General features: G+C 62.5%; 12 protein-coding genes and 1 rRNA gene. 4 read left to right on the top strand and 9 right to left on the bottom strand.

Going from position 1 to position 15,929, the window contains the following annotated elements; translation table 11 throughout:
* Nucleotides 1-93 precede the first annotated feature (93 nt).
* The 3 genes from BN1120_RS06130 to BN1120_RS06120 all read left to right on the top strand — a co-directional run bounded on the left by BN1120_RS06130 (nucleotide 94) and on the right by BN1120_RS06120 (nucleotide 2,691).
* Nucleotides 94-1,221, top strand: a complete 1,128-nt coding sequence (locus BN1120_RS06130; protein ID WP_010672469.1) for an S-(hydroxymethyl)glutathione dehydrogenase/class III alcohol dehydrogenase — start codon at nucleotides 94-96, stop codon at nucleotides 1,219-1,221.
* A 51-nt stretch (nucleotides 1,222-1,272) separates the two neighbouring features.
* Nucleotides 1,273-2,121: an S-formylglutathione hydrolase gene (fghA, locus tag BN1120_RS06125; RefSeq protein WP_042015209.1), complete on the top strand. Its 849-nt coding sequence runs from the start codon at nucleotides 1,273-1,275 to the stop codon at nucleotides 2,119-2,121.
* A gap of 63 nt (nucleotides 2,122-2,184) precedes the next feature.
* On the top strand, nucleotides 2,185-2,691 hold the full coding sequence (locus tag BN1120_RS06120) for a DinB family protein (protein WP_052455405.1): 507 nt from the start codon (nucleotides 2,185-2,187) through the stop codon (nucleotides 2,689-2,691).
* A gap of 72 nt (nucleotides 2,692-2,763) precedes the next feature.
* Here the strand turns inward: BN1120_RS06120 and BN1120_RS06115 are convergent, their stop codons facing one another.
* The gene (locus BN1120_RS06115) at nucleotides 2,764-3,486 is read right to left on the bottom strand and encodes a GIN domain-containing protein (RefSeq protein WP_042015208.1); all 723 of its coding nucleotides are present in this window, start codon (nucleotides 3,484-3,486) and stop codon (nucleotides 2,764-2,766) included.
* Between the two features lie 298 nt (nucleotides 3,487-3,784).
* Between BN1120_RS06115 and ovoA the strand changes: the two genes are divergently transcribed.
* On the top strand, nucleotides 3,785-5,932 hold the full coding sequence (gene ovoA, locus BN1120_RS06110; protein ID WP_042015207.1) for a 5-histidylcysteine sulfoxide synthase: 2,148 nt from the start codon (nucleotides 3,785-3,787) through the stop codon (nucleotides 5,930-5,932).
* A gap of 57 nt (nucleotides 5,933-5,989) precedes the next feature.
* On the opposite strand, the gene BN1120_RS06105 is transcribed toward ovoA, so the two are convergent.
* The 8 genes from BN1120_RS06105 to rrf all read right to left on the bottom strand — a co-directional run bounded on the left by BN1120_RS06105 (nucleotide 5,990) and on the right by rrf (nucleotide 15,889).
* The gene (locus BN1120_RS06105) at nucleotides 5,990-6,961 is read right to left on the bottom strand and encodes a bile acid:sodium symporter family protein (protein ID WP_039039547.1); all 972 of its coding nucleotides are present in this window, start codon (nucleotides 6,959-6,961) and stop codon (nucleotides 5,990-5,992) included.
* Between the two features lie 273 nt (nucleotides 6,962-7,234).
* A complete protein-coding gene (locus tag BN1120_RS06100; protein ID WP_042015204.1) occupies nucleotides 7,235-8,680 on the bottom strand; it encodes an amino acid permease in 1,446 nt (481 codons plus the stop codon).
* 167 nt (nucleotides 8,681-8,847) lie between these two features.
* On the bottom strand, nucleotides 8,848-9,186 hold the full coding sequence (locus BN1120_RS06095) for a tRNA-binding protein (RefSeq protein ID WP_042015202.1): 339 nt from the start codon (nucleotides 9,184-9,186) through the stop codon (nucleotides 8,848-8,850).
* Nucleotides 9,187-9,248: 62 nt separating this feature from the next.
* Complete coding sequence (locus tag BN1120_RS06090) at nucleotides 9,249-10,694, bottom strand: amino acid permease (RefSeq protein ID WP_042015200.1); 1,446 nt, start codon at nucleotides 10,692-10,694, stop codon at nucleotides 9,249-9,251.
* Nucleotides 10,695-10,796: 102 nt separating this feature from the next.
* Nucleotides 10,797-11,252 (bottom strand): beta-galactosidase subunit beta, encoded by a 456-nt coding sequence (locus BN1120_RS06085; protein ID WP_042015198.1) that lies wholly within the window; start codon nucleotides 11,250-11,252, stop codon nucleotides 10,797-10,799.
* On the bottom strand, nucleotides 11,249-14,323 hold the full coding sequence (gene ebgA / locus BN1120_RS06080; RefSeq protein WP_042015196.1) for a beta-galactosidase subunit alpha: 3,075 nt from the start codon (nucleotides 14,321-14,323) through the stop codon (nucleotides 11,249-11,251). The genes BN1120_RS06085 and ebgA overlap by 4 nt, the downstream gene beginning before the upstream one ends.
* 321 nt (nucleotides 14,324-14,644) lie before the next feature.
* A complete protein-coding gene (gene ebgR, locus BN1120_RS06075) occupies nucleotides 14,645-15,610 on the bottom strand; it encodes a transcriptional regulator EbgR (protein WP_042015195.1) in 966 nt (321 codons plus the stop codon).
* 164 nt (nucleotides 15,611-15,774) lie between these two features.
* A 5S ribosomal RNA gene (rrf, locus tag BN1120_RS06070) occupies nucleotides 15,775-15,889 on the bottom strand.
* Nucleotides 15,890-15,929 lie beyond the last annotated feature (40 nt).

Here is a 15,929-nt window from a genome sequence, read left to right as displayed (position 1 = left end):
GATACTTAGCGTTATTATCACCAAATCGGCGGGAAACTACACTGGATCTCCGAACTCATTTCCGTTCATCCAACCACTACGAGGACGTCATTCATGGCACAGGTTCAGAGCATCAAGTGTAAAGCCGCCATCGCCTGGGGACCGGGTCAGCCCCTCTCCATCGAAGAGGTCGAGGTCATGCCGCCCCAGGCCGGCGAGGTGCGGGTGCGCATCGTCGCGACCGGCGTCTGCCACACCGATGCCTTCACCCTCTCCGGTGAAGATCCGGAAGGGGTCTTCCCCTGCATTCTGGGCCATGAAGGGGGCGGTATCGTCGAGTCCGTCGGCGAGGGCGTCACCAGCGTCAAGGTCGGCGATCACGTGATCCCGCTCTACACCCCCGAGTGCGGCGAGTGCAAGTTCTGCAAATCCGGCAAGACCAACCTGTGCCAGAAGATCCGCGCCACCCAGGGCAAGGGGCTGATGCCGGACGGCACCACCCGCTTCTCCAAGGACGGCCAGCCCATCTACCACTACATGGGCACCTCCACCTTCAGCGAATACACGGTGCTGCCCGAGATCTCCATCGCCAAGGTGGATCCGGCCGCCCCGCTGGAAGAGGTCTGCCTGCTCGGCTGCGGCGTCACCACCGGCATCGGCGCCGTGATGAACACCGCCAAGGTGAAAGAGGGTGAGAGCGTCGCCATCTTCGGGCTGGGGGGCATCGGCCTCTCCGCCATCATAGGCGCGCGCCTGGCCAAGGCCGGCCGCATCATCGCCATCGACATCAACGAGAGCAAGTTCGAGCTGGCCCGTAAACTCGGTGCCACCGACTGCATCAACCCGAACACGTTCGACAAGCCAATCCAGGAGGTGATCGTCGAGATGACCGACGGCGGCGTCGACTTCTCCTTCGAGTGCATCGGCAACGTCAAGGTGATGCGCGCGGCGCTGGAGTGCTGCCACAAGGGCTGGGGCGAATCCGTCATCATCGGCGTGGCCGGTGCGGGCCAGGAGATCAGCACCCGTCCGTTCCAGCTGGTCACCGGCCGGGTGTGGCGCGGCAGCGCCTTCGGGGGCGTGCGCGGTCGCAGCGAGCTGCCGAGCTACGTACAGCGCTACATGCAGGGTGAGTTCAAGCTGGACGACTTCATCACCCACACCATGCCCCTCGAGCAGATCAACGAGGCGTTCGATCTGATGCACGAAGGCAAGAGCATCCGCACCGTCATCCACTACTGATCCCATGAGCGTCCCGCCCATCGATGCATGGGCGGGGCAAGGAGTCCTTACATGAATCTGGACATCATCAGCAGCAACAAGAGCTTCGGCGGCTGGCACAAGCAGTATCGCCACCGCTCCAATGTGCTGGGGTGCGAGATGCGCTTCGCCATCTACCTGCCGCCCCAGGCCCTCACCGGCCAGAAAGTCCCGGTGCTCTACTGGCTCTCCGGCCTCACCTGCACCGACGAGAACTTCATGCAAAAAGCCGGGGCCCAGCGCATCGCCGCCGAGCTCGGCATCGCTCTGGTAGCGCCGGACACCAGCCCCCGCGGTGAAGGGGTGGCGGACGATCCCGGCTATGACCTCGGCATGGGGGCGGGGTTCTACGTCAACGCGACCCAGACCCCCTGGCGGGATCACTACCAGATGTATGACTACGTCACCCGGGAGCTGCCAGAGCTCATCGAGACCCACTTCCCGGTCTCGACCCGGCGCGCCATCAGCGGCCACTCCATGGGGGGCCACGGCGCCCTCATCGCCGCCCTGCGCGAGCCGGGTCGCTACCGATCTGTGTCGGCCTTCAGCCCCATCAGCCACCCGAGCCGCTGCCCCTGGGGCCAGAAGGCCCTCGGCGCCTACCTCGGCAACAACCCCCTGCTGTGGCAGGAGTGGGATGCCTGCCAACTGCTGCGCCACCACGACAGCCCGCCCCTGCCGACCCTGGTGGACGTGGGGCTGGACGACCCCTTCCTGGCGGAGCAGCTCGGCATCGACACCCTGGCCGAAGTGGCCGCCACCCGGGCGTGGCCCCTGACGCTCAACCGCCATGCCGGCTACGACCACAGCTATTACTTCGTGGCGAGCTTCATCGAGGCGCACCTGCGCTTTCACGCCAACCACCTGGGCGAACCGGCCTGAGGCTGACCCGCTCGTGGCCGCCCCGTCAACGGGCGGCCATTCACCCGGAAACAGGAGACAAGGATGCCCCTCTTCACCACATTGCTGGCCATGCCGGACCAGTTCGAGCGACTGCTGGCACAGGTCCCCACCGACCGTCTGGACTGGGAACCCGCCAACTGGGCCGGGATCCCCTCCGAGCGTTTCAGTGCCAGGGGGCACCTCTGCCACCTGCTGGACATCGAGGTGCTGGGCTATCAGGTGCGGTTTCGTCGCACCCTGGCAGAAAGCCTGCCGGAGCTCGCCTCCCTCGATGGCTATCAGCTCGCGCTGGACCATGATTACCCCCGGCAGGATACCGCCACGCAGCTCGACCGGTTTCGCACCGCCCGCCTGCAGACCGTCGAATGGCTGAGGACGGTGCCGTCCGACGCCTGGCAGCGCCGCGCCCGCTATGGCGGCTATGGGGAGGTGACCCTGGACGGTCTGGTGCGTCTGCTCGTCAGCCATGACCACCAGCACCTCGCCGGCATGCAGTGGCTGCTGATGCGCCTGAACGCCGATCTGGGCCTCGCACTCCCCCTCGAGTGAAGCGTCACCCCACAGTGTCGCATCCTGCAAAAAAGGCCCCGAGGGGCCTTTTTCATTGTTGCGGTGATGGGATCAGCTCCCCAACCGGCTCACCTGACCCGAGCCCGCGATCTCGCTGGTCAGCGCTGGGCTGCCCCAGTAGTTGACCGCACCGGCTCCGGCGATCTCTATCTTGAGCCGCGACCGGGCACGCACCTCGACCTCGCCACTGCCGGCGATGCTCACCTCGACCTCCTCGCTGGCGATCCCGGCCCCCTTGACGCCACCGGCGCCGGCGATGTTCAGCGCCATCACCCGGGCGGAGCCCTGCCCCAGATCCAGGTTGCCCAGCCCGGCGATGTTGCCCTCCAGCCGATCCAGCGTCAGCCCGCTGGCGACGATGTCCCCCGTGCCCGCCAGGGAGAGCACCAGATCATCCCCCTTGAAGTCGCGCAAGGCGCCGTTGCCAACCCCCGCCAGTGCCAACTCGTGCAGCGTCGGCAGGGTGATGGTGATCTCCAGCGGCCGGGTGGGGTCGAGCCGGTAGCCATCCTTGACCTCGATCTCCAGCTTCTCCCCCTGCTCGGTGAGCACCAGATAGGGCAGCAGGTTGGCCTCCCCCTTGACCCTGAGGGTGTGGCTCTCTCCCGCCACCAGGTACAGGTTGGCGGGCACGCCCGCCAGCACCCGGGTCACCTCATGCCCAAGGGGATGCTGCTGCTCCACCACGGCCCCCTCCCCGCGCACCTTGACGTCATCCTGCCAGCTGCATCCGGTCAGTCCCAGGGCCAGCACCACTCCCAGCATCCATTTCATCCCGCTACTCCTCGTTTCCTCTTTGCCGCACGGCGCGGCAGGTGAGTGGCAATCAGCAAACCCTGTGCCATATGGCTAACATCATGATTTATCTATCCATTTCAATATTTCTAGGCTCGAAGGGTCCATAACAAAGAGTCATTCAGACCACAATCTGGTCAATCTGACCACACCCGAAGGGGGGCGTTGACCCATTTTTTTGGTTGCCGCCCCGGTTCGTTGAGCCAATAGTGATACCTGGTGCGTATAGAGCACTCCATCGCTGCTTCACCCGCCAGAATCAACAAGGAGTCAGAGCGTGACCCAAGCCAGCCACCCATTCGTCCATCCGGGCCTGCCTGCCCCCACCCGCACCCCGCTGCTGACCGGCGACGATCCCGACCACAAGCGCCGCGAGCTCCTCGCCTACTTCTGCCAGACCTTCGATCTCTACGACTCACTGTTCGACTGCCTGGCCGACGAGCGGGCCTGGTTCAACAAGGCGATCCCCCTGCGCCACCCCCTCATCTTCTACTACGGCCATACCGCCGCCTTCTTCGTCAACAAGCTGCTGGCGGCCCGTCTCATCGAGGGTCGCATCGACCCACGCATCGAGGCCCTGGTCGCCATCGGGGTGGACGAGATGAGCTGGGACGATCTGGACGAAACCCACTACGACTGGCCCACGGTGGCCGAACTGCGCGCCTACCGCGGCCGGGTGCGCGCCCTGGTGTGTGAGTTCATCGAGCGGATGCCGATCGAGCTGCCCATCCATTGGCAGAGCCCGGCCTGGGTCATCCTGATGGGCATAGAGCACGAGCGCATCCACCTCGAGACCTCCAGCGTGCTGATCCGCCAGCTGCCCCTGGCCTGGGTGCGCAGCCAGCCCCAGTGGCCGGTCTGCCCCGAGGCGCGCCACGATCTCGCCGCCGTCCCCGTCAACACCCTGCTGCCGGTGGCCGGCGGCCAGGTGCGACTCGGCAAACAGGATGCCACCTACGGCTGGGACAACGAATATGGCGAGCGCCACATCGAGCTGGCCCCCTTCCAGGCCAGCCGCATGCTGGTGAGCAACGCCGAGTACCTGGCCTTCGTGCAGGCGGGTGGATATGAAGCGCCCGCCTGGTGGGACGACGAGGGCCGGGGCTGGCGCCAGTATGCCAACGCCCGCATGCCCACCTTCTGGGTCGGCGATCCCAATGAACCCGAGCAGTTGCAACTGCGGCTGATGACCGAGCAGGTCCCCATGCCCTGGGACTGGCCGGTGGAGGTGAACCAGCTGGAGGCCGCCGCCTTCTGCCGCTGGAAGGCGGATCAGACCGGCCTGCCCGTCCAGCTGCCAAGCGAGGGGGAGTGGATGCTGCTGCGGGAGCAACTGGCCGGCGATCAGCCGGACTGGATGGAGGCCCCCGGCAACATCAATCTGGCCCGCTTCGCCTCCTCCTGTCCGGTGGATGCCTGCCCCCAGGGCAGCTTCTTCGATCTGGTGGGCAACGTCTGGCAGTGGACCAGCACCGCCATCGACGGCTTCGAGGGGTTCAAGGTGCATCCCCTCTACGACGACTTCTCCACCCCCACCTTCGACGGCAAGCACACCCTCATCAAGGGCGGGAGCTGGATCAGCACCGGCAACGAGGCACTCAAATCCTCCCGCTACGCCTTCCGTCGCCACTTCTTCCAGCATGCGGGCTTCCGCTACCTGGTCTCACGCCATCAGGAGCCCGTCATCGTGAACCCTTATGAAACCGACACCCTGGTCGCCCAGTATCTCGACTTCCAGTACGGTCCGAGCCACTTCGGGGTCGCCAACTACGCCGAGGCTCTGGCCGGTCTTGCCAGCGAGCTCTGCGGCCGCCATGAGCGGGCGCTCGACATCGGCTGCGCCACCGGCCGCGCCAGCTTCGAACTGGCTCGCCGCTTCGCCCACGTGGACGGGGTGGACTACTCGGCCCGCTTCATCGACGTGGCCCTGACCCTGGCAAGACAGGACAGCTTCCGCTATGCGGTGCCGGTGGAAGGGGATCTGGTGGAATATTGCGAGGCGCGCCTCTCCCGCCACGAGCTCGGCCGCGAGCAGAGCGAGCGGGTCCACTTCAGCCAGGGAGATGCCTGCAACCTCAAGCCCAAGTACGGCGACTACGACCTGGTGCTCGCCTCCAACCTCATCGACCGGCTGCGGGAGCCCGCCCGCTTCCTGCGGGACATTGCTCCGCGCCTTCGCAGCGGCGGCCTGCTGGTGCTCACCAGCCCCTACACCTGGCTGACCGACTACACCCCCAAGGCCAACTGGCTCGGCGGCATCCGGGAAAACGGCGAGGCCCTCGGCACCTATCAGGCGCTGCAACGGCTGCTGGCGGAGGAGTTCGAGGAGCACATGCCCCCGAGAGACGTCCCCTTCGTCATCCGCGAGACCGCCCGCAAGTACCAGCACACGGTGGCCCAGCTCACCGTCTGGCGCAAACGCTGACGAGGCGGCAAACGAAAGAGGGAGGCCCATGGCCTCCCTCTTTTTTATCCGGACCGCTTACCCCTCCTGTACCTGGGGCACCGCCTCCTGCTCGCGGTAGCGGCGGGCCAGCACGGCGCACACCATCAGCTGGATCTGGTGGAAGATCATCAGGGGCAGCACCATGACCCCGACGCTGGCGGCCGGGAACATGACGTTGGCCATGGGCACCCCGTTGGCCAGGCTCTTCTTGGAGCCACAGAAGACGATGGTGATCTCGTCCGCCCTGTTGAAACCGAGGCGACGGCTGATCCAGACGTTCCACCCCAGCACCAGCGCCAGCAGCACGCAGCTCAGCAGCACGATACTGGCCAAATCATACCAGCCGACCTGGTGCCAGATCCCCTGCACCACCGCCTCGCTGAAGGCCACATAGACCACCAGCAGGATAGAGCTCTGGTCCAGCTTGCCGATGAGCGGTCGATGGCTGTCGACCCAGCGACCGATGAGCGGGCGCGACAGATGGCCCACCACGAAGGGCAGCATCAGCTGCACCATGATGGCCTGAATGGAGTGCCAGGTATCGACCCCCTCCCCCTGCACATTGATCATCAGCCCCACCAGCACCGGCGAGAGGAAGATGCCGAGGATGCTGGAGGCCGAGGCGCTGCACACCGCCGCCGATACATTGCCGCCCGCCATGGAGGTGAAGGCAATGGCCGACTGCACGGTGGCGGGCAGGGCGCACAGGTAGAGGAAGCCGAGATAGATAGCCGGGCTCAGCCACTGGGGCACCAGGGGCGTGAGCAGCAGCCCCAGCAGCGGGAAGAGCAGGAAGGTGCTCGCCATCACCACCAGGTGCAACCGCCAGTGGCCCAGGCCCGCCAGCAGGTTCTGGCGCGACAGCTTGGCACCATGCATGAAGAACAAGAGCGCCACCGCCAGCTTGGTCAGCAGACCGAACCAGACGGCCACCTGCCCCTCACAGGGGAAGAAGGAGGCCAGGGCCACCACGGCAATCAGCACAGAGGTAAAAGGATCCAGACGCACGGAGAGTCTCCAGAGAAAGCGCGTCCCGCACGGGATGGGGACGACAGGGCACGGGGAAGGCGTCATCAGGCGGCGACCCCGGATACGAAGGGACAAGCTTACCCCGAACACCCTGTGGTGCAAAGTTGAGCGGCAGCTTCATTTGTTTCATTTTGTTAAACGATAACGCGCATTCTCACAGCAAAACTAAACGATTTTGCCCCTCTGACCCCGGATCCGGCCAACAAAAAACGGGCGACCAAGGCCGCCCGTTTCGTGTTTTCACTCAGCCGATCAGCGCTGGCTGGCCAGCGTGCCGTTGCCGGTTTTCTTCTCATTGCCGCCGAGCTTGCGGGCTTGGCGCTTCTCGAAGCGGGAGATCCACCAGTAGGCCAGCGCCGAGAAGACCGCGGTCATGAAGACGTTGATGAAGAAGGCGCGCACCAGATCCACCCCGGTCGGGAAGGCGGAGGCGCTCATGCTCACCACGAAGATGGCGATCAATACAGACACCACGCCCATCCCGAAGGTGCGCGACCCCATGCGGAAGTCGCGGGGGGTGTCGTCGTGTTTCCAGCGGAACACGAAGTAGGCCACCATGATGAAGATCGGCGGCAACATGGCAGTCCCGGCGGTGAGGTTGATGGCGGTGTTCATCATCTGCTGCACCGACTCGGAGCCGAAACCGTTGACCACCAGCATCGCGAACACGAAGACAAACTGCCACCAGGCGGCGCGCACCGGCACCCCGTGCTCGTTGAGCTGGGTGGTCTTCTCGCCGTAAACCCCCTGCGGGATCTCGGAGAAGTGGATCTTCACCGGCGCCGAGGTCCACATCATCATGGAGCCGAACATGGCGATAAACAGGACCACGCCGACGAAGCGGCCTACCAGCGCCTCGGAGAGCCCGAAGTACTGGGCCATGCCGGTGAAGATCTCCACCATGCCGCCGGCGTAGGTGAGGCTCTCGCGCGGCACGAACACGTTCACCAGCAGGGAACCGAGGGCATACATGGCACCGATGACGATACCGGCGCTGATGATCACCTTGATGAAGGACTTCTGACCCCCCTTCACGTCATTGAGGTAGGCCGCCGCCGTCTCGGCACCGCCCGCCGCCTGGAAGATCCAGCACATGATGCCGAGGGTCGCCCAGTTGACGGTGGGAGTCATGGCTTCCAGCGTGATGGGCTGGGCCGGTACATGATCGCCACTCAGCGCCATGAGGGCGCCCAGCACATAGATGGCGAACAGGGCAAACACCCCGTAGGCCACGATCTCGGCAATCTTGCCGAGCCAGCTCGCCCCCTTGGTGGAGATGTGGGTCGCCGCTGCAAACAGCACGATGGAGATGATCGAGGTGACCATGGGCGAGAAGCTGTACTCATAGCCCAGCATGGCGTAGGAGGCGTAGGCGATGACGTTGGGCAGCAGGGAGACGAACCAGAACAGGTTCACGAACCAGTAGAGAAACGAGCCCAGATAGGCCATCCGGGTGCCGAGCGGTTTTTTCAGCCAGTCGTACATCCCCGACTCGGAGTTTTTGTTGGCCGAAACGAACTCGGCGATGATGAAAACGAACGGAATGAAGTAGACGATGGTCGCCAGCAGGAAGATCGGGGCGGAGCTGAGCCCCAGCTCGATGTTGTTGTTGACGATGTTGCGCACGTTGAACACGGCGGCAAAGGTCATCGACAACAGGGCAAACTTGCCTATGGTGCCGCGTACGGATTCAGACATGGTGTCCTCCAGTGGACTCGCGCTCCCTGCGGGGAGCGCTGTGACTCTGTGATGTGTTTGGCAAGGGTCTGTCGGCCCCGCGCTTTACTCTCTTGTTATGATCGGGCCGCGTGGACGGCCTCGCTGGTGAACCGGTGCAATCTCACCACACCGGCTCGCAATATCATTCAGACAATCGGGGTGCCCGGCGCCATCGGCACCCGAGGCTGCAACAGCACGCTCCGGCTCTCGTCCGGGGTCTCGGCGCAGAGCAACATGCACTCGGATCGCTCGCCGCGCATTTTGGTGGGCTTGAGGTTGGTCAGTACCACCACCTCGCTGCCCATCAGCTCCTCTTCGCTGTAGTAGGGCACCAGACTGGTGACGGTCTGCAGCGGCCGCTCGCCACCCACATCGATCTGGACGATGTAGAGTTTGTCGGCCCCGGGGTGACGCACCACCTCCAACACCTTGCCCACCTTCATCTCGACCCGCTTGAATTCGGCAAACTCGATCGTCTCACTCATGCGCTTTTCCTTTTCTGGTTCAACGGTTTGCGGGTGACCAACGGCCACCCGGTTTGATGGGGTCATGACGGCTGGATGACGGCCTGCGCCGTCGGCTCGGCCTCTTTCGCGCGCGCCTCGGCGCTGAGGGAGGCCTCGTATCTGTTGTATTTCCACCAGGCGAAGCCGAGGAAGATCACGATCCCGCCGACGTTGTAGAAGACGATTGTCATGATGTCGGCGCCGGTCGGGAAGGTGGAGGCGAGGAAACCCACCGAGAAGAGGACGATCAGCACCGATACCACGGCGATGCCGGTGGAGCGCGAGCCCATCTTGAAATCCCGCGGCAGGTGATCGAGCTTCAGCCGCAGATTGAGGTAGGCCAGCATGATGAACCGCGGCGGCAGCATGGAGGCGGCAGCGGTCATGTTGATGACGGTGTTCATCAGATCCTGCGCTGTGTTGGAGCCCAGAGTCGGGATCACCATCAGCGGCAGCACGATGAGGTACTGGATCCAGGCTGCGCGGGCGGGCACGCCGTGCTCGTTCAGCTCGACCGTCTTCTTGCCGAAGATGCCGGCCGGGATCTCGGAGAAGAAGATCTTCACCGGGGTCGCCGTCCACATCAGCAGGGAGCCGAACATGGCGGTGAAGGAGACCAGCCCGACGAAGCGGTTCATCAGGATCTCCGGCAGGCCGAAATAAGCCGCCAGCCCCTCGAACACCTGCACCGAGCCGCCGGTATATTTCAGGGTGTCGCTGTGGACGAACACGTTGATCAACAGCGATGCGATGGAGTAGAGCACGCCGATAAAGATCCCGGCGATGATGATCACCTTCACGAAGGATTTGGAGCCGCCCTTCACGTCATTGACGTAGACCGCCACCGACTCGGCGCCACCGGCTGCCATAAAGATCCAGGTGGTGATGCCGAGGAAGGCCCAGCTGAAATCGGGGACCATGGCCTCTACCGTGATGGGGTCAGCTGGCTGTACGCCGCCCACCAGTGCCGCACCCGCCAGCAGAATGTAGGAGAGGGTCAGCAGCAGCATCAGGGACGAGGTCACCGAAGTGATGGGACCCAGCATCTTGGCGCCGTTGGTGGAGACGTAGGTGGCAAAGGCAAACAGCACCATGCTCAAGGCCGTGGTCGCCACCGGGGTGAGAATGTACTCGTAGCCGAGAAAGGCATAGGAGGCGTAGGCGATGACCCGCGGCAGCAAGGAGGTAAAGAAGAAGAGGTTCACGAACCAGTAGGTGTAGGCGGAGATAAAGGCCCAGCGCCCGCCGAGGGAGCTCTTCACCCAGGCATACACCCCCGCTTCGGAGTTTTTGTTCAGTGACACAAACTCCGCAATGATCAGGCAAAACGGAATGAAGTAAAAAATGGTGGCCAGAAAGAACATCGGGGCCGAGGCCAGACCGATCTCGATGTTGTTGTTGATGACGTTGTTGAAGCTGAATACCGCCGCGAAGGTGAGCGACAGCAGGCCAAACTTGCCTATCGTATTGCGTTTGGAATCAGACATGGTGCATCTCCAGACCTGTAGTTATCTCGCGAAAGGGCGGGGCATGATGTGTAGGGCGAGCCCCGCCCTTCCGGCTTTTGTCAGTGCAGAACCAGCGGCTTGTTATTTGTTTTTGAAGTAGCCGCCTTCGACGGTGACCTTGATGATCACCTTGCGCACCGGCCCGTCGCCGACGAATCGGTAGGCCTCGTCGTTTTCGAAGATCACCACCTGCCCGTTGCCGACTTTCTGGCGCTCGCGCACCTCGCCAGCCAGCCACTCGCGGTCGGTGGTGTCGTCATAGCCCTGCTCGACCGCCAGCTCGCTCTTGGCTGCCCACTCCACCGTCTCTTCCCCTTCCAGGTAGTAGTGAACGTCGAAGTAGCGGCGCTGCCCCTCGAACAGGGAGGTGGCCGGGCTGGCCCCCTCCTGCAAGCGGTAGGTGAGGGAGTCACCGATGGAGTGGCAGATACCGGGTTTGAGGTTTGGCAGGTTGTTGATGGCCTCCACGCAGCGGCCCCACTTCTTGCCCTCCCGGTAGATGTTTTTGAACAGGGTCAGGTTGTCCAGGGTGATCATGCGAGGTTCCTCCCGCCGTTGATGGTGAGATCGAGCCCGGCCAGCGCAGCCGGATTGAGGTTGCCGCGGGCGATGGGCAGCAGGGTCAGGCCGAAGCTGAATGGCTCGAAGCGCACCCGCCAGGAGTCCAGCACCTCGGAGCCCCAGGAGTTGGAGCCGAGCCCCAGTACCTTGTGATCCAGATTGAGGGTGAGATAACCGCTCGGTTCCAGCTCGTTGATGTGCTGCGCCGCGTGGATATGCTCCCAGCTGTAGGGCCAGACGCTCAGGTTGATGGGGGCATCGGGCCGCACGTAGAGACCGGCGCCGTGACGGTTGGTCAGGGTCGCCCAGCGCACCTGCTGGCGGTTGCCGTTGTCCTGCGGGAAGGGGTAGTGCTCCCACATCTCGCTGACGGTGCTCTGGAAGCTGTCGATCCAGTTGCTCTGGCGGCTGTCCTGATAGTTTTCGCCCGGCCCCATGCCGTAGTAGTGCACCCGGTCGAGATCCTGACGAATGCCCAGCTCGAAGCCGATCTTGGGGATGATGTCGTCATAACCGCCATAGGGCTGACCGGACAGCGCCACGTGCAGCTGACCGTTCGGGCTCAGGGTGTAGACGTAGCGGCAGCGCATGCCGAAGTCGAACACCGGCGGCGCGATCAGGCTCTCCACCGTCACCTCGACCGCCTCACCCAGCTGGCGCCAGCTTAAGGTGCGGAAGTGCTCCTGCATGATCTGCAGGTGGTTCGGGTGCCACAGGCTCTCGTACTCCTGCTTGTGGTTGTCGATCATCGGCTTGAAGAAGGTGAGGCGCGGCGAGCGCTCGATGAGCTCATTGCCATCCTGCTGCCAGCTCACCAGCTTGCCGTCGAGGCGTGAGAAACGCAGGGCAAAGCCGCTACCGTTCAAGGTCAGCGCGAGGCGCTCATCAGCGATATCCAACGGAGTAGCGTTGGGATTGGCAAAGGGCTGCAGCTGGCGAGTCGACTCTGTCAGCTGGAACTGGTACTGGCCCAGCTCGTGCTCCGCCGCACTGTAACGGGTCGCACTGATCTTGATGACCCGCAGCTGGACGAAGGTTTCCCGCCCATCAAGCGTGGGCAGTTCGAGTTGCAACTCGGTGATGGCACCGGGGGCCACCCCTTCCAGCCGGATTTGCTGGCTGGCCAGCAGTTCGCCCTCGGCCTTCACTTCGACCAGCAGGCGGATATCGTCGAGAGTGGAGAACCAGTAGCGGTTTTCCACTTCCAGCTTGCCGCTGGCCAGATCCAGCGCGCGCACCTTGACCGGGCAGAGCACCTGCTTGTATTCGCGCAGGCCAGGCCCCGGGGTCTGATCCGGATAGATGAGGCCATCCATGCAGAAGTTGTAGTTGTTGGGGTAGTCGCCGTAGTCGCCGCCGTACTTGTAGACCGGGCGCCCCTGCTCGTCCTGATCCAGAATGCCGTGATCGCACCACTCCCAGATGTAGTGACCCTGGATATGGGGATGGCGGTCGAACACCTGCTGGTATTCGCTCAGGCCACCCGGGCCGTTGCCCATGGCGTGGGCGTATTCGCAGAGGATACGCGGCTTCGCCATCGGGAACTCGCCGAAGCAGTTCATCTGGGAGACGCGCGAATACATGGTACTGACCACATCCACCACCTCGGCGTCGCGATCCTCTTCGTAATGCACCAGCCGTGTCGGGTCGATCCCCTTGCAGCGCTGGTACATGGCTCTGATGTTGCAGCCGTAGCCGGACTCGTTGCCGAGCGACCAGATGATGATGGAGGGGTGGTTCTTCTGGGCGTGAACGTGGCGCTCGATCCTGTCCACGAACACCGGCTCCCAGAAGGGGTCGTCGGTGATGCGGCTGAGATCGCCGACGTTGGCAAAACCGTGGGTCTCCACGTCGGTCTCCGCCATCACGAACAGACCGTACTGGTCGCACAGCTCGTAGAAGCGAGGATCGTTCGGGTAATGGGCGGTGCGCACCGAGTTGAGGTTGTGCTGCTTCATCAACACGATATCGCGCTCAACACGGTCCATGCCGACCGCACGGCTCTTGAGATGGTCGTTGTCGTGGCGGTTCACCCCGTGCAGCTTGAGGTAGTGGCCGTTGACGTGGAAGCGGCCATCCTTGACGGTGATTTCACGCACCCCGACTCGCTGCGGGATCACTTCCAGCAGCTCGCCCTGACCGTTGTAGAGGGAGAGTTGCAGCTGGTAGAGGTAAGGATCTTCGGCACTCCACAGATGGGGGTTGGCCATATCCAGCGTGAAGCGGCAATCACACTTGCCATCGATGGCGAGATGGTCGAGGGAGCCGCTGGCGATCTCACTGCCCTGATCCAGCAGCGACCAGACCAGACGGTGATCACGGGCGGGCGCCCCCAGATTTTCCAGCTGGAGATCGCAGCTCAGGGTTGCGCTTTGATTGTCATCGGCCAGCGCGGTGCGGATGAAGAAGTCCTGCACATGGGCGGCAGGTTTGCCCACCAGATAGACGTCGCGGAAGATCCCCGCCATCCACCACATGTCCTGATCTTCGATATAGGTGGAGTCTGCCCACTGCATCACCCGCACCGACAACAGGTTCTCGCCAATGCTGGCGTAGGCACTGATATCGAACTCGGCGGTGAGACGGCTCCCCTTGCTGAAGCCGACATACTGGCCGTTCACATAGACTTCGAAGTAGGTCTCCACCCCGTCAAACTTAATGATCACCTGCTCACCGTCCCAGGCAGGGCTCAGCGTGAAGCTGCGCTGATAGGCGCCGGTGGGGTTGTTGGTCGGCACGAAGGGCACGTCGATGGGGAAGGGAAAACCCTCGTCGGTGTACTGCAGCTGACCATGTCCTTCCATCTGCCACATGTTGGGCACGGTGATCTGGCCCCACTCGCTCATGGGGCTGTGATAGAAGGCCTCCGGCACCTGCAGGGGATGGTCGAAGTAGTGGAACTGCCACTGGCCGCTCAGGCTCAGAAAACGGCGGCTCAGCTCGCGCTGCATGGTGGCCGCCAGCCCGTGGTCGGCATAAGAGAAGAAGTAGGCGCGCGGAGCCAGCCTGTTTTCACCAACGAATTGGACGTTTTCCCAGTTATTCACATGTCCTCCCGGAACAAGGCAACGTTAACTGGGTAAACTCTAGATAAACATTTACTAAATATCAGTTCTAGATAAGTAAAGTTTTAACCTGATCACAATGAACAGATGGTTTTGTGAGCGAGATCAGAAGCGGGAGATAAAGGAGAGCAAGATATGAATGAGTGGCATGGATGTTGATAGCAGTAGGCTGAACTGTAATTAAATCAATTATAAAACAATATGATATGAGTTTGCTGGAAGAGATGGGAAAGAGATTTGCTTGGGAGATGTGTTGCGCCACCGCAAGATGGCGCGACTAAAAAGCAGAGTATTTTACTAAAATCAGCGAGTGGTGCCGCGCAGAGTCAATTTGCTCGGTACCAGCACCCGCAGCGGGATATCCCGCTCGTCACGCAGCCGTTCAACCAGCAGGTTGACCCCCTGGGAGCCCATCAACTCGGAGTGGATCCGCACCGTGGAGAGCGGCGGGAAGGTGAACTTGGCGGTCGGAATATCGTTGACGCTGATAAGCTCGATCTGCTGGGGAATCGCCAGTCCCTTCTCATGGATGGCACGCAGCACACCGATGGCGATGGAGTCGGAGGCGACAAACAGTGCCCTGGGCCAATCTCCCGCTAGCATCTCCTTCGCCAACTGGTAGCCGGAAGCGCTAGAGAAATCCCCGCGATAGAGGTCGCTCTCCTGCACCACCCCAAGCCGCTGGCCATAATCGCGAAAGGCGAGTTCCCGCAGATCCGGGCCATCATCCTGGCCACCGATATAACCGATGCGCTGATGGCCCTCGGCGATGAAGAAGTCCACTACCTGCTGGCTGATGAGTGCCAGATCCACATCAATCGAGTCAAAATCGCCCTGAGAGCGGCAATCCACGAACACTAGCTGGGCAGACAGGCCGCGCAGCACGGCCAGCCGTTCTTCCGGCAGATGGCCGATGACCAGGATGCCATCGACGGCAGAGAGCTCACGCCCCTCGGCACCGTTGTAGCAGTGGGTCAACTCGATGTTGAGGCGGGTGCACTGGGTCTCGATGCCATAGCGGATGGCGAGGTAATAGGGATCGTTGACCTCGGTGCTCTGGGGATAGGCGTAGACAGCCAGGAGCTGCAGCTTGCTCTTGTGCACCCCTTTGCGGGCGCTGCTGGTCTTGTACTCCAGCCGCTCGGCAATTTCGAAGATCTTCTGCCTGGTCTCGTCCTTGACGCTCAGGCTGGGATCCTCGTTCAGCACACGGGATACGGTAGCAAGCGATACCCCCGCCTCCTGTGCAATTTCCTTCAACGTAGCCATCAATACCTCGCAGGCAGCATCACGTGTTCATCGGGCAACGGCTAAAGAGTAACGAGCAATCCCTTGATAGCCCAGCATTTTTACTGAAATAGAAGCAGGGAATTGCGGCGGGAGGACAGAAATGCAAAAAGGCCTCCCGAATGGGAGGCCTCTTCTGAATAGGTGCCTGACAGTGTCCTACTCTCGCATGGCGAATGCCACACTACCATCGGCGCTACCGCGTTTCACTTCTGAGTTCGGCATGGGATCAGGTGGTTCCACGGCGCTATTGCCGTCAGGCAAAAGCTGTACTGCTTGAAAATGGTGCTGATACCCAGAA

This window comes from Aeromonas caviae, assembly GCF_000819785.1.
GTDB lineage: Bacteria > Pseudomonadota > Gammaproteobacteria > Enterobacterales > Aeromonadaceae > Aeromonas > Aeromonas caviae.
Note: the sequence above shows the minus strand (reverse complement) of the source record. Positions and strands in the feature narration are given on the sequence as shown.

Excerpts from the sequence above, each read along its gene's own strand:
- BN1120_RS06090 (WP_042015200.1), bottom strand. The coding sequence starts at position 10,694 with ATGTCTGATTCCAAACGCAATACGATAGGCAAGTTTGGCCTGCTGTCG.
- fghA (WP_042015209.1), top strand. The coding sequence starts at position 1,273 with ATGAATCTGGACATCATCAGCAGCAACAAGAGCTTCGGCGGCTGGCAC.
- BN1120_RS06120 (WP_052455405.1), top strand. The coding sequence starts at position 2,185 with ATGCCCCTCTTCACCACATTGCTGGCCATGCCGGACCAGTTCGAGCGA.
- BN1120_RS06095 (WP_042015202.1), bottom strand. The coding sequence starts at position 9,186 with ATGAGTGAGACGATCGAGTTTGCCGAATTCAAGCGGGTCGAGATGAAG.
- ebgR (WP_042015195.1), bottom strand. The coding sequence starts at position 15,610 with ATGGCTACGTTGAAGGAAATTGCACAGGAGGCGGGGGTATCGCTTGCT.
- BN1120_RS06115 (WP_042015208.1), bottom strand. The coding sequence starts at position 3,486 with ATGAAATGGATGCTGGGAGTGGTGCTGGCCCTGGGACTGACCGGATGC.
- BN1120_RS06100 (WP_042015204.1), bottom strand. The coding sequence starts at position 8,680 with ATGTCTGAATCCGTACGCGGCACCATAGGCAAGTTTGCCCTGTTGTCG.
- BN1120_RS06130 (WP_010672469.1), top strand. The coding sequence starts at position 94 with ATGGCACAGGTTCAGAGCATCAAGTGTAAAGCCGCCATCGCCTGGGGA.
- BN1120_RS06085 (WP_042015198.1), bottom strand. The coding sequence starts at position 11,252 with ATGATCACCCTGGACAACCTGACCCTGTTCAAAAACATCTACCGGGAG.